The sequence below is a fragment of the Pantoea sp. B65 genome (assembly GCF_047308185.1).
GTDB lineage: Bacteria > Pseudomonadota > Gammaproteobacteria > Enterobacterales > Enterobacteriaceae > Erwinia.
The window spans coordinates 96,229-109,014 of the sequence record NZ_JAHXPU010000045.1 but is presented as its reverse complement, the minus strand read 5'-3'; the positions used below and the strand labels follow the sequence as shown (position 1 = coordinate 109,014).

Below are 12,786 nucleotides of genomic sequence, written 5' to 3'. Positions count from 1 at the left end.
GATGCCGATGAAACGCGCTTTATTGCTGATCGACCTGCAGAACGACTTCTGCCCCGGCGGTGCGCTGGCGGTAACCGACGGCGATGCCACTATCGCCGTGGCTAATCGGCTGGCTCAGGCGTTCCGCCAGCGTGGCGAAGCGGTAATCGCTTCTCAGGACTGGCACCCGGCGAACCATGGCAGCTTCGCCTCGGTGGCTGGCGAGCAGCCTAACACCCAGGGCAAGCTAAACGGGCTGCCGCAGATCTGGTGGCCGGATCACTGTGTCAGCCACACTGAAGGCGCTCAGTTTCATCCGCAGTTGGATCGCAGCTTAATCGATGCGGTATTTCACAAAGGCGAGGATGCGACGGTAGACAGCTACAGCGCTTTCTTCGATAACGGTCATCGCCGCAAAACGGCGCTGGATGAGTGGCTGACGCAACGCGGTATCCGTTCGCTGCTGATTATCGGGCTGGCCACCGACTACTGCGTGAAATTCAGCGTTCTCGATGCGCTGGCGCTGGGATATCAGGTTGAGGTGCTGCGCGAAGGCTGCCGCGGCGTCAATCTGCATCCTGACGACAGTGAACAGGCGTTTGCCGCGATGGCAGCGGCAGGCGCGCTGATCAACTAATCTGAGGCCCGGTAGAGCCCACGTGCCGGGATCGTCCGGCTCGTGGGATTCGCGGAGGCTTACTGCAGATTTATGCGCGTCACCTCAGCGCTAATGCCAAACTCTTCTTTCAGTTGCTCCCGGGTACGGGTGACGATCTGTCCATCCTGCCCGATGCTCATATGCTGCGGCCGGTCGTTATACTTTGCCTGCCACAACATCACCAGTTGCAGACAGTTCTCTTTCTGCTCCGCGGTCAGAGCCACGCCATCTGCCCACTTGCCGAGTTCAACCGCGGTCGCCAGCCGCTGGTAAACATCTGGCGTCATAGCCGCAATTATCTCATTAAGATCTTTTTGCATCTCATCATCAGCCTTTGGTTTGCCTGCCGTCATCGTCGGTAAAACTGAGTGAGGCAGAGTTAACACAGTAACGCTCGCCGCCCGGTTGCGGGCCATCAGGGAAAACATGCCCAAGGTGGGCATCACAGCTGCCGCAGCGAATTTCAACACGCTGCATACCATGCGAGTTATCTTCCAGGTAGCGGATTGCCTCATCGTTGTAGGGCTGATAAAAACTTGGCCAGCCGCAGCCGGAATCATACTTGGTTTCGGATAAAAAGAGTGGCGCATTGCACACCAGGCAGTGATAGATACCTTCATCTTTATTGTGCAATAATGCACCAGAAAACGGTGGTTCAGTACCGCGTTGCTGCGTCACATAGCGCTGCATTTCGGTCAGTTCTGTCGCGGGTGTTATCGGGTGTGTCGTTTCTTTAGCCATTTTGCTGGTCTCTGGCAGTGTTATTCTGAAAACTTCAGCTACTATTCTAACAAACACTTAACAAGTTCAGGTGAATTTTTCGTGCCTGAACCGGTCACAACCTCAGGCGCAGTTAAAATTGTGATTCAGGTCACCATTTACCACCCGCGCCCCTTTATATTCAGGGATCAAGCCCCATTATGTAGAACTATCTGTCGTCGCGGAGTTGGTTTGGCGTTGAATAATTCCTGGTCACTGGATTGATTTGTCGCAATAATTGACACGATTCCGCTTGACGCCTGGTATGGTTTTTGTAATTTTACAGCCAACCTTTTATTCACTAACAACGAGCTGGTGGAATATATGACTATCAAAGTAGGTATCAACGGTTTTGGCCGCATCGGTCGCATTGTTTTCCGTGCTGCTCAGGAGCGTTCTGACGTAGAAATCGTTGCAATCAACGATCTGCTGGACGCAGAGTACATGGCATACATGCTGAAATATGACTCAACTCATGGCCGCTTTAACGGCACTGTGGAAGTCAAAGACGGCCATCTGGTTGTGAACGGCAAAACCATCCGTGTTACCGCTGAACGTGATCCATCTAACCTGAAATGGGGTGAAGTGGGTGTTGACGTCGTTGCTGAAGCTACCGGTATCTTCCTGACCGACGAAACTGCTCGTAAACATATCGAAGCTGGCGCGAAGAAAGTTGTACTGACTGGCCCATCAAAAGATGACACCCCAATGTTTGTTATGGGTGTAAACCACAAGTCATACGCTGGCCAGGATATCGTTTCTAACGCATCTTGTACCACCAACTGCCTGGCACCACTGGCTAAAGTTATCAACGACAACTTCGGTATCGTTGAAGCGCTGATGACCACTGTTCACGCAACTACCGCTACGCAGAAAACTGTTGATGGCCCGTCTCACAAAGACTGGCGCGGCGGCCGCGGCGCATCTCAGAACATCATCCCTTCTTCTACCGGTGCTGCTAAAGCGGTAGGTAAAGTGATCCCTGAGCTGAACGGCAAACTGACTGGTATGGCGTTCCGCGTTCCTACCCCTAACGTTTCTGTTGTTGACCTGACTGCACGTCTGGCTAAACCAGCATCTTACAAAGAAATTTGTGCTGCGATTAAAGCTGCTGCCGAAGGCGAAATGAAAGGCGTTCTGGGTTACACCGAAGACGAAGTGGTTTCTACCGATTTCAACGGCGAAACACTGACTTCTATCTTTGATGCGAAAGCCGGTATTGCTCTGAGCGACACCTTTGTGAAACTGGTTTCATGGTACGACAACGAAACTGGCTACTCTAACAAGGTGCTGGATCTGGTTGCTCACATCGCTAAATAAGTGATGATGACAAGCTGATTATGAAGGGCGACTCAGGTCGCCCTTTTTTCTTCGTCGGAACCTGAATAAAACAGGATTCATCATGAACGAAAAACTTTTTACCCTGCCCGTGGTTAACCAGGTCACCCCTTACATCTCCCTGCGCCAGATCGATCAACTACCGGTTATTGTCATCAGCCATCCCAAAGTACGTGCCGCCGTCACTCTGCAGGGCGCACACCTTGTTGCCTGGCAACCGAGTGGCGAGAAAGCGGTGATTTGGCTGAGCGAAAAAACCCCCTTTACCGCCGGTAAGGCGATTCGTGGCGGCGTACCGATTTGCTGGCCATGGTTTGGTCCGGCCGGTGAGCCCGCACATGGTTTCGCCCGTATCCTGCCATGGACGCTGTCCGCGCACGACGAGAATGAAGATGGCGTGATGCTGACGCTGGTGCTGGAGAGTAACGAGCAGACCAAAAAACTGTGGCCGCACGATTTCACCCTGTTTGCCCGCTTCCGCTTCGGCGAACATTGTGAGATGGAACTGGAAGCTCACGGTGATTATGAAGCTACCGCAGCGCTGCACAGCTATTTTGCCGTAGAAGATATCGCAGGAGTTGAAGTCAGTGGTCTCGGTAATCACTTTATCGATAAAGTGAATAACGGCGTCACCGGCGTATCCGAAAACGGCAGGCAGACTTATCCGTCACGCGTGGATCGCATTCACACGCAACCCGAAGACTGCAGCCTGATTCATGATAAAGCCGGTAACCGGGTAATTGAGGTGTACCACCATTACCAAAGTGACGTTGTCACATGGAATCCGGGCGCAGAGTTGTCCTGCAGCCTGGCGGATATGGCGAATGACGGTTACAAAACCTTTGTCTGCGTCGAAACGGCCCACGTCAGTAAGCCGATGAAAAGCGCCGGCGAAAAACCTGCACGTCTTGGTACTACCCTGCGTTTGCGTAACAAAGCCTGATATCACGGGCGGCATGGATTAATGCCGCCCGCTCTGGTTATACGACATCAAGTGGCAATTTACCGGTTGGCGGCGGAAACTGCTGATTAATCGTCGCCAGCTCCTCACTGCTAAAACTGACGTTTAACGCCGCGGCATTTTCCTGCACATGTGCCACCGAACTCGCTTTCGGGATGGCAATCACCCCCTCCTTGCGGATCACCCAGGCCAGCAGCAGCTGGGCAATGCTAATGCCCTTTTGTTGTGCAAGTTGATTCAGGGCGCCATTGTGCAGCAAGTCGCGCCGCAAGCGGCCTGCCTGCGCCAGCGGGCAGTATGCCATCAGCGGTATCTGACGCTGCTGACACTCGGGCAACAGTGCATATTCAATGCCACGCGACGCCAGGTGATAAAGCACCTGATTGGTGGCGCAGGCGTTACCGCCAGCTTCCTGCCACAATTCATGCATATCATCGATATCAAAGTTGGAGACCCCCCACTGGCGGATCTTGCCCTGCTGTTGCAGCGTTTCCATGGCACGGATGGTCTCTTCCAGTGGCACGCTACCACGCCAGTGCAGCAGATAGAGATCAAGGTAGTCCGTTTTAAGGCGGCTAAGGCTGCGCTCACAGGCTTCAATGGCATCGACCTCACCGGCATGCCATGGATAGACCTTCGATACCAGCCACGCGCTGTCACGTCGTCCGCTGAGCGCTTCACCCACCACCTGCTCCGCGCCACCGTCCGCATACATTTCTGCGGTATCGATCAGTTTCAGACCGCACTCCAGTCCTGCCTGTAATGCGGCTATCTCTTTTTTACGCAGACTGGGATCTTCGCCCATATACCAGCTTCCCTGACCAATAGCCGGTAAAGTGATAGCCTGCGGGAAAGTGACTGTCTTACTCATGTTCGCTCCTTGCACCAAAATGGTGCCCCACGATCGAACAAGGGGCGCGTTACGCCCCTTTCTTGTGCATAGCTTTTCATCAGAAGCTATAACTCAAGCCGGTCCACACCAGTATTTGTGAATCTTTATCGACCATCGGACTGTCTTTGATTTCATCAGCCAGGCGGGTATAGCGTCCTACCACACTGGCGCGCCAGTTTGCGCTAATTTTGTAGTCAGCGCTCAGTTCCACATACGGACTCCAGCTGTCGTCCGGATGGTAGCTATCCAGACCGCTACGCGCCGATTCAGCAGCGGAGATCCCGTAGTAATAACGGTTTTGTCTGGCGCTGTTCCATAGCACGCCAAGGCCTGGCGTCAGGCTGAAATCGTCGCCAAATTTGAACGGATAGAGCCAGGTTAAATCCCAGACGATACCGTTGCTGTTATTCAGCACATCCCCCACCAGCGTGGTGCGCACAATGCCCCAGTCAGCGGTATGGCGGTATGACGCGCCAGCCATCAGCGTCATATGACGCTTATCTAACGCCCGCATGTCGCCATCATCGCTCTGGTCGGGATCGTAACTTTGCGGTGAACCGAGTACGGTGAGCGACAGCTGGTCCTGCTGGTCCTTCCACAGATAGTAACCGGCCTGCAGACTGCGGAAGTAGAAGCTCTCCCCTTCATAGTTGATGATTGGGACCGGGTAGTAGCGATCCTGACCACTTTTATATGGACTTTCGGAGTAAATAACCGAAGCGCCCACGCTCAGAGGGGCTGCATTGGTGGAAAAAGCCGCAAAACAACAAGGTAAAAGCAGGGCAAGCGCGCTAACTTTGAAATGGTTCACAATTTATTCATCCCATAAATATAACAATCAGGCTACACAGTGTAACCACTGCCCGACGTGCAGTTGAAAAATTTACATATTCGGTAGCACTTAGAATCAATTTAATGCCTTTAATCGGCGGATAGACTTTGGTTAATTAATTTACAATTTTCTCTCAGCCCGCGTCAGCTGAGGGATTTGCGTTAGATGGTTTCTAACTTTGTTATTGAAATTTCATCAAAAAGTGCAGGCAGCTGAGGAAAATTCTTAAATGCCTTCTACAGTTAAATGTAAGACGCTAATTTTGAGCGAGCAGAGTAACCATAAGCATTGTGTATCCCGATAAAAAAACATCAGGTTGGCATAAGGGTTGCTGTACTCACAATAGAGAATATCTTCCGGGAGCACCCAGATCTTTTTTTAGGCTCCTTTTACCTGTGCTAAAAACGAAAGGACGGGCATCGTTATGAATATATTCGATCACTATCGCCAGCGTTATGAAGCGTCCAAGGACGAAGAGTTCACACTGCAGGAATTTCTTGCTATCTGTAAGCAAGATCGTAGTGCATACGTCAACGCGGCAGAACGACTGTTAATGGCTATCGGAGAGCCAAAAATGGTCGATACTGCTCTGGAGCCACGCCTTTCCCGCCTGTTTTCCAATCGCGTCGTGGCACGTTATCCGGCCTTTGAAGAGTTTTATGGTATGGAGGAAGCGATTGAACAGATCGTCTCTTACCTGAAACATGCGGCGCAAGGGCTCGAGGAGAAGAAACAGATTCTGTACCTGCTGGGTCCGGTTGGTGGCGGTAAGTCATCTCTGGCCGAGCGGCTGAAATCGCTGATGCAACGTGTGCCTATTTATGTGTTGAGTGCGGATGGCGAACGTAGCCCGGTGAATGATCACCCGCTGTGTCTGTTTAATCCGCAGGAAGACGCCAATATTCTGGAAAAAGAGTACGGTGTACCACGTCGCTATCTTGGCACCATTATGTCGCCGTGGGCAGCAAAACGCCTGCATGACTTTGGTGGCGATATTACCCGCTTTAAAGTGGTGAAAGTCTGGCCGTCGATTCTGGAACAGCTGGCGATCGCCAAAACCGAACCGGGCGATGAGAATAACCAGGATATCTCGGCGCTGGTGGGTAAAGTGGACATCCGTAAACTGGAAAACCACGCGCAGAACGATCCTGATGCTTACGGTTACTCCGGCGCACTCTGCCGTGCTAACCAGGGGATTATGGAATTCGTTGAGATGTTTAAAGCACCGATTAAAGTGCTGCATCCGCTGCTGACCGCAACGCAGGAAGGGAACTATAACGGTACCGAGGGCATCTCCGCCCTGCCGTTTAACGGTATTATTCTGGCGCACTCCAACGAATCTGAGTGGGTGCAGTTCCGCAACAACAAAAACAACGAGGCGTTCCTTGACCGTGTTTACATTGTCAAAGTGCCTTATTGCCTGCGGGTTTCGGAAGAGATCAAAATCTACGAGAAACTGCTTAATCACAGTGAGCTGACCCATGCGCCATGCGCCCCTGGCACGCTGGAAACGCTGGCCCGCTTCTCTATCCTGTCGCGCCTGAAAGAGCCGGAAAACTCCAGCACTTATTCAAAAATGCGCGTTTATGATGGGGAAAGCCTGAAAGATACCGATCCAAAAGCGAAGTCCTACCAGGAGTATCGCGATTATGGCGGTGTTGATGAAGGGATGAACGGTCTGTCGACGCGTTTCGCCTTTAAGATCCTTTCACGGGTGTTTAACTTCGACCATGTGGAAGTCGCGGCCAACCCGGTACACCTGTTCTACGTGCTGGAGCAACAGATTGAGCGCGAGCAGTTCCCACAGGATCTGGCCGAGAAGTATCTGGAGCACCTGAAAGGTTATCTGATTCCGAAGTATGCCGAGTTTATCGGTAAAGAGATTCAGACCGCTTATCTGGAATCCTATTCTGAGTACGGGCAGAATATTTTTGACCGCTACGTCACCTACGCTGATTTCTGGATCCAGGATCAGGAGTACCGTGACCCGGATACCGGTCAGCTGTTTGACCGCGAATCGCTGAATGCGGAACTGGAAAAAATTGAGAAGCCTGCCGGTATCAGTAATCCGAAAGACTTCCGTAATGAGATCGTCAACTTTGTGTTGCGTGCACGCGCGCACAATAACGGACGTAACCCTAACTGGACCAGTTACGAAAAACTGCGTACGGTTATTGAGAAGAAAATGTTCTCGAACACCGAAGAGTTGCTGCCGGTGATCTCGTTTAATGCCAAGACGTCCACGGACGAACAGAAGAAACACGACGATTTTGTTGACCGCATGATGGAGAAAGGCTACACACGTAAGCAGGTACGCCTGCTGTGCGAATGGTATCTGCGAGTGCGTAAATCGTCTTAACTTGACTGTCATGTAAGCTCAGAACGCGCATGGAAGCGAAATCGGAAAGGTCGGGTTCGCCCGACCTGCTTGCAATGTTGTGTGGGGGAACTATGGCCTATTTTATCGATCGGCGACTTAACGGCAAAAACAAGAGCGCGGTTAACCGTCAGCGCTTCTTGCGCCGCTATAAGTCGCAAATCAAGCAGTCGATCTCCGAGGCCATTAACAAGCGTTCGGTTACCGACGTTGAAAGTGGTGAGTCCGTCTCAATTCCGATTGACGATATCCACGAACCGATATTCCATCAGGGGCGCGGCGGCCATCGTCATCGCGTTCATCCCGGTAACGATCACTTCGTGCAAAATGACCGTGTAGAACGACCACAAGGCGGCGGCGGCGGCGGTAGTGGCCAGGGCAACGCCAGTCAGGACGGTGATGGCCAGGACGAATTTGTCTTTCAGATCTCTAAAGATGAATACCTCGATCTGCTGTTCGAAGATCTCGCTCTGCCTAATCTGCGTAAAAACCAGCATCGCCAGCTCAATGAATTCAAAACCCATCGTGCGGGTTATACCGCCAACGGAGTACCGGCCAATATCAGCGTAGTGCGTTCGCTGCAGAACTCACTGGCGCGTCGTACTGCAATGACGGCGGGTAAACGCCGTATGGTACATGAACTTGAAGAGACGCTGGCGGCGGTGGAGAAAGCCGAGCCGGCGCAACTGCTGGAAGAGGAGCGCCTGCGCCATGAAATCGCCGAGTTGCGCGCGCGCATTGCCCGGGTGCCATTTATCGACACCTTTGATCTTCGCTACAAAAACTTTGAAAAACGTCCGGAACCTTCCAGCCAGGCAGTCATGTTCTGTCTGATGGACGTCTCCGGCTCGATGGATCAGGCGACCAAGGATATGGCCAAACGTTTTTATATTCTGCTCTATTTGTTCCTGAGCCGAACCTATAAAAATGTCGAGGTGGTTTATATTCGTCACCATACTCAGGCGAAAGAGGTTGATGAGCAGGAGTTTTTCTACTCGCAAGAGACCGGCGGCACCATTGTTTCCAGCGCGCTGAAGTTGATGGATGAGGTGGTGAGAGAACGTTATGACCCGGCCCAGTGGAATATCTACGCGGCGCAGGCGTCTGATGGCGATAACTGGGCGGATGACTCACCGTTATGTCATGAGATTCTGGCGAAAAATATTCTGCCAATGGTGCGCTACTACAGCTATATCGAGATTACCCGACGTGCTCATCAGACGTTGTGGCGCGAATACGAGCATCTGCAGGCTAATTTTGGCAACTTTGCCATTCAGCACATTCGCGAACCGGAAGATATTTACCCGGTGTTCCGCGAACTGTTTCACAAACAGGCCGAAGAGAGTTACTGATTGACCTCAACCGGTTAAATAATTATAACCAGCCGCCCGGCTGGTTTTTTATTGTTATAACCATGGTTTAATCCAACAGTTTAATCATTCAACTAACTGATAAAAAACATCTTTTCCTGAAATAAAATCCAGGATAGAGTGTTTATTCATCAGGAAGCGCAACCTGAAGAAATAATCGCAGTATTGCGACAACCCAATCGAAGAGTAAAGCAGCCGCCATTTCCCGGGGAAAGATGGCAGGTTTGGCGAAAGGATTCACGATGAAGAAGTTATACAGTTTTCATGCATATCGTTTTACAGCAGGTTCAGCTGCTAAAGTTTTACCCAACAATGATGTTAACCTACCGCACAGGAACGGCAGAGGGGGCAGCATGTTAGCAAGATTAGATCGCCTGGAATTAAAAACTGACGCCATCGAATCAAACCTTTCGCACCTCAACGAAACAGTGATTCGGCTCGATGCGAAAATTGATCTGCACACGACGAAACTGAGTGGAGCACTGGAGCGCCTGTCGGAAAAGGTGTTTTCAGCCATAGAGCATCAGTCGCAGAAACACGCTTCCGGGATAGAGCGGGTGTTTTCAGCCATAGAACATCAGTCGCAGAAACACGCTTACGATATAGAACGGGTGTATTCAGCCATAGAACATCAGTCGCAGAAACACGCTTCCGATATAGAGCGGGTGTATTCAGCCATAGAACATCAGTCGGGGAAACACGCTTCCGATATAGAACGGGTGTTTTCAGCCATAGAACATCAGTCGGGGAAACACGCTTCCGATATAGAACGGGTGTTTTCAGCCATAGAGCATCAGTCGCAGAAACACGCTTCCGATATAGAACGGGTGTTTTCAGCCATGGAACATCAGTCTGAAAAGTTCACTTCGGCACTTGAACTCCAGTCGCAAAAGTTAACCTCCGCCATTGAAAATCAGGCAATTACCTTTGATAGCAAGCTGCAGGAACAAAAAACAGCCATTATCCTGTGGATCCTCGGCGTACCCGGTCTGCTGTTTGCTGGCTATGAATTTTATCAAACGTTTAAGCCCCTTCAATAGCGACGGTTCACGGGTGAGAACGGCTTTATAAGCCAGACCCACGGTCTGGCCTGGTTACTTTTTACTCCTTTCTGTACCAATCCCGAAAATACCCGACAAAATTTATCCGTCGCAAGCCATTTGATCACCGCAGGAATCTGGTATTTTGTTCTGTGTAGCGCATTTTCCCGGTTTAAAACATCGCACTATGAATAGCTTTTGACATTTGCCGCCACGTTTTACACACTGTAAAAATACCCACTATTTCAGGAGACCCGCCCATTGGAAGCCAGCGCGATTTATAGTCTATTTATTATCGGTTCCGTGCTGGTCGCGTCGAGCATCCTGTTAAGTTCTTTTTCCTCACGCCTCGGCATCCCCATTCTGGTGATCTTTCTGGCACTCGGCATGCTGGCCGGGATTGACGGCATCGGCGGTATTGCTTTTGATAACTACCCGGCCGCCTACCTGATCTCCAACCTGGCGCTGGCGGTTATTTTGCTGGATGGCGGTATGCGTACCCAGGCCAGCTCCTTTAAAGTCGCTTTAGGGCCAGCGTTGTCGCTGGCGACAGTCGGTGTGCTGATCACCGCCGGATTAACCGGGGTGGTCGCCGCCTGGTTATTTCATCTCGATTTGATGCAGGGCTTTCTGGTAGGAGCGATTATCGGCTCTACCGACGCCGCGGCGGTGTTTTCTCTGCTGGGCGGCAAAGGGCTCAATGAGCGCGTCAGCGCAACGCTGGAGATCGAATCCGGCAGTAACGATCCGATGGCGGTGTTTCTCACCATCACCTTAATCGAAATGATTCAACTGGGGCAGACCAGCCTGAGCTGGATGTTTGTGGTACATCTGGTTCAACAGTTTGGTCTGGGAATAGTGTTAGGTCTGGGCGGCGGCTGGGCGCTACAGCAGCTGGTTAATCGAATTTCGCTGGCCAATGGTCTCTATCCATTACTGGCGGTGAGTGGCGGCATCCTGGTATTTGCCCTGACGACGGTACTGGAAGGCAGCGGTATTCTCGCGGTTTATTTGTGTGGCTTTGTACTGGGTAATCGTCCGATTCGTAACCGTCACGGTATTTTGCAGACTTTCGACGGTATGGCATGGCTTAGCCAGATTGGCATGTTCCTGGTGCTCGGTCTGCTGGTGACCCCTTCTGACCTTTGGCAGATCGCCCTGCCGGCGATGCTGCTGTCGTTGTGGCTGATTCTGGTGGCGCGTCCGCTGTCAATCCTGGTCGGACTGCTGCCATTCCGTGGCTTTAATATTCGCGAACGCTTCTTTATCAGTTGGGTCGGTTTGCGCGGCGCGGTACCGATTATTCTGGCGGTATTCCCGATGATGGCCGGGCTGGATAACGCCAGACTGTTTTTTAATATCGCCTTTTTCGTGGTGCTGGTCTCACTGATGGTACAGGGTACATCACTTGGCCTAGCCGCGCGCAAAGCGCGGGTGGTGGTGCCGCCAACCGGGGTTCCGATCAACCGGGTTGGGCTGGATATTCATCCGGAAAATCCCTGGGAACAGTTTGTCTATCAGCTGAGTGCGGACAAATGGTGTGTCGGCGCGGCACTGCGCGACCTGCAGATGCCGCGAGAGACGCTTATCGCCGCGCTATTCCGCCAGAACCAGCTGCTACACCCCACCGGCAACACCCGGCTACGTGAGGGGGATGTGCTCTGCGTAATTGGCCGCGATCGCGATCTGCCCGCGTTAGGCAAACTCTTTAGCCAGTCGCCGCCGGTTTCTCTCGATCAACGTTTCTTCGGCGACTTTATTCTTGAAGCCGATGCTCGCCTGCGCGATATTTCGCAAATCTATGGCCTCGAACTGGATCCGGAGATTGATGACCAGCAGACCCTGGGTCATCTGATTCTGGGTATGATCGGTGGCGCACCGGTGGTAGGCGATCAGGTCGAGTGGAAAGAGCTGGTATGGACCGTGGCGGAGAAAGAGGATAATCGTGTGATTAAGATCGGCGTACGTGTGCCGCAAGAGAAAGAATAATCCTGGCACCGTAGACTCGATTTTCTCACCTGAGCGACTAAGCTTACTATTCACGTCTTTCCTGATGGGAGAAGTAACATGGGTCATGTAGTCAAAATTGGTCGCTACGAGATTATTGATGCCGAGATGGATACTGAAAATCTGGATACCGTCAGTATTCCCTGTCAAACCAATCCCGGTCTCAGCTACCAACTGGATGGTTGGGACACAGAGACCAGCGTTCCTGCCTGGATTGACGGCAACCCGGTAGACCTGGATGTCGGACATTACGACAAACAACAGGACCGCTGGATCCTGAAGAAACCGGCCTGATCGCCTGCAGCCGCCCTGATAATTATTATGGCGGCTTTTTTTTGCACTAATTAATTTCCACTGGCAAAGTCAATACGCTGAATAATGTGGATAATATTAACAATCTTACTATTTATTAGATCACCGGTTATTTCTTTTAGGATTATTTCCCTATTAACTAACCCAAACGGATCCTGCATACTGTTTGCACTGTTGGCAGGAAAGTGAAAGAAATCACTGCCTTCGCAATGACCCCAACCGGTATGGCTCGCCGCAAATAACGCGCAACAGAACGAATGT

12 protein-coding genes are annotated in these 12,786 nt (G+C 51.6%); 8 read left to right on the top strand and 4 right to left on the bottom strand.

Features of this window, described 5'->3' with window-relative positions; all coding sequences use genetic code 11:
• Positions 1 to 7: 7 nt before the first annotated feature.
• Positions 8 to 616, top strand: coding sequence for a bifunctional nicotinamidase/pyrazinamidase (gene pncA, locus JWF83_RS24690; protein WP_413653143.1), 609 nt, complete (start codon positions 8 to 10; stop codon positions 614 to 616).
• Between the two features lie 59 nt (positions 617 to 675).
• Here the strand turns inward: pncA and JWF83_RS24685 are convergent, their stop codons facing one another.
• Together JWF83_RS24685 and msrB are read right to left on the bottom strand one after the other, a co-directional pair.
• The gene (locus JWF83_RS24685; RefSeq protein WP_413653142.1) at positions 676 to 957 is read right to left on the bottom strand and encodes a YeaC family protein; all 282 of its coding nucleotides are present in this window, start codon (positions 955 to 957) and stop codon (positions 676 to 678) included.
• Positions 958 to 964: 7 nt separating this feature from the next.
• A complete protein-coding gene (gene msrB, locus JWF83_RS24680; protein WP_413653141.1) occupies positions 965 to 1,378 on the bottom strand; it encodes a peptide-methionine (R)-S-oxide reductase MsrB in 414 nt (137 codons plus the stop codon).
• A 342-nt stretch (positions 1,379 to 1,720) separates the two neighbouring features.
• Between msrB and gapA the strand changes: the two genes are divergently transcribed.
• Positions 1,721 to 2,716: a glyceraldehyde-3-phosphate dehydrogenase gene (gene gapA / locus JWF83_RS24675; RefSeq protein ID WP_413653140.1), complete on the top strand. Its 996-nt coding sequence runs from the start codon at positions 1,721 to 1,723 to the stop codon at positions 2,714 to 2,716.
• An 82-nt stretch (positions 2,717 to 2,798) separates the two neighbouring features.
• Positions 2,799 to 3,677, top strand: coding sequence for a D-hexose-6-phosphate mutarotase (locus JWF83_RS24670; protein ID WP_413653139.1), 879 nt, complete (start codon positions 2,799 to 2,801; stop codon positions 3,675 to 3,677).
• A 37-nt stretch (positions 3,678 to 3,714) separates the two neighbouring features.
• On the opposite strand, the gene JWF83_RS24665 is transcribed toward JWF83_RS24670, so the two are convergent.
• Positions 3,715 to 4,566 (bottom strand): aldo/keto reductase, encoded by an 852-nt coding sequence (locus JWF83_RS24665; RefSeq protein WP_413653138.1) that lies wholly within the window; start codon positions 4,564 to 4,566, stop codon positions 3,715 to 3,717.
• A gap of 79 nt (positions 4,567 to 4,645) precedes the next feature.
• Positions 4,646 to 5,398, bottom strand: a complete 753-nt coding sequence (locus JWF83_RS24660) for a MipA/OmpV family protein (RefSeq protein ID WP_413653137.1) — start codon at positions 5,396 to 5,398, stop codon at positions 4,646 to 4,648.
• A 445-nt stretch (positions 5,399 to 5,843) separates the two neighbouring features.
• On the opposite strand from JWF83_RS24660, the gene yeaG reads away from it, so the two are divergent.
• The 5 genes from yeaG (at position 5,844) to JWF83_RS24635 (ending at position 12,507) form a co-directional block, all read left to right on the top strand.
• On the top strand, positions 5,844 to 7,778 hold the full coding sequence (yeaG, locus tag JWF83_RS24655) for a protein kinase YeaG (RefSeq protein WP_413653136.1): 1,935 nt from the start codon (positions 5,844 to 5,846) through the stop codon (positions 7,776 to 7,778).
• A gap of 92 nt (positions 7,779 to 7,870) precedes the next feature.
• On the top strand, positions 7,871 to 9,148 hold the full coding sequence (locus tag JWF83_RS24650) for a YeaH/YhbH family protein (protein ID WP_413653135.1): 1,278 nt from the start codon (positions 7,871 to 7,873) through the stop codon (positions 9,146 to 9,148).
• Positions 9,149 to 9,408: 260 nt separating this feature from the next.
• Positions 9,409 to 10,206: a hypothetical protein gene (locus tag JWF83_RS24645; RefSeq protein WP_413653134.1), complete on the top strand. Its 798-nt coding sequence runs from the start codon at positions 9,409 to 9,411 to the stop codon at positions 10,204 to 10,206.
• Between the two features lie 261 nt (positions 10,207 to 10,467).
• The gene (locus tag JWF83_RS24640) at positions 10,468 to 12,195 is read left to right on the top strand and encodes a potassium/proton antiporter (RefSeq protein ID WP_413653133.1); all 1,728 of its coding nucleotides are present in this window, start codon (positions 10,468 to 10,470) and stop codon (positions 12,193 to 12,195) included.
• Between the two features lie 78 nt (positions 12,196 to 12,273).
• Positions 12,274 to 12,507 (top strand): DUF1480 family protein, encoded by a 234-nt coding sequence (locus JWF83_RS24635; RefSeq protein WP_413653132.1) that lies wholly within the window; start codon positions 12,274 to 12,276, stop codon positions 12,505 to 12,507.
• Positions 12,508 to 12,786: the final 279 nt, after the last annotated feature.

Bases quoted from the DNA above. Each gene is read 5' to 3' on its own strand.
- pncA (WP_413653143.1), top strand. From the start codon at position 8: ATGAAACGCGCTTTATTGCTGATCGACCTGCAGAACGACTTCTGCCCC.
- JWF83_RS24685 (WP_413653142.1), bottom strand. From the start codon at position 957: ATGCAAAAAGATCTTAATGAGATAATTGCGGCTATGACGCCAGATGTT.
- msrB (WP_413653141.1), bottom strand. From the start codon at position 1,378: ATGGCTAAAGAAACGACACACCCGATAACACCCGCGACAGAACTGACC.
- gapA (WP_413653140.1), top strand. From the start codon at position 1,721: ATGACTATCAAAGTAGGTATCAACGGTTTTGGCCGCATCGGTCGCATT.
- JWF83_RS24670 (WP_413653139.1), top strand. From the start codon at position 2,799: ATGAACGAAAAACTTTTTACCCTGCCCGTGGTTAACCAGGTCACCCCT.
- JWF83_RS24665 (WP_413653138.1), bottom strand. From the start codon at position 4,566: ATGAGTAAGACAGTCACTTTCCCGCAGGCTATCACTTTACCGGCTATT.
- yeaG (WP_413653136.1), top strand. From the start codon at position 5,844: ATGAATATATTCGATCACTATCGCCAGCGTTATGAAGCGTCCAAGGAC.
- JWF83_RS24650 (WP_413653135.1), top strand. From the start codon at position 7,871: ATGGCCTATTTTATCGATCGGCGACTTAACGGCAAAAACAAGAGCGCG.
- JWF83_RS24645 (WP_413653134.1), top strand. From the start codon at position 9,409: ATGAAGAAGTTATACAGTTTTCATGCATATCGTTTTACAGCAGGTTCA.
- JWF83_RS24635 (WP_413653132.1), top strand. From the start codon at position 12,274: ATGGGTCATGTAGTCAAAATTGGTCGCTACGAGATTATTGATGCCGAG.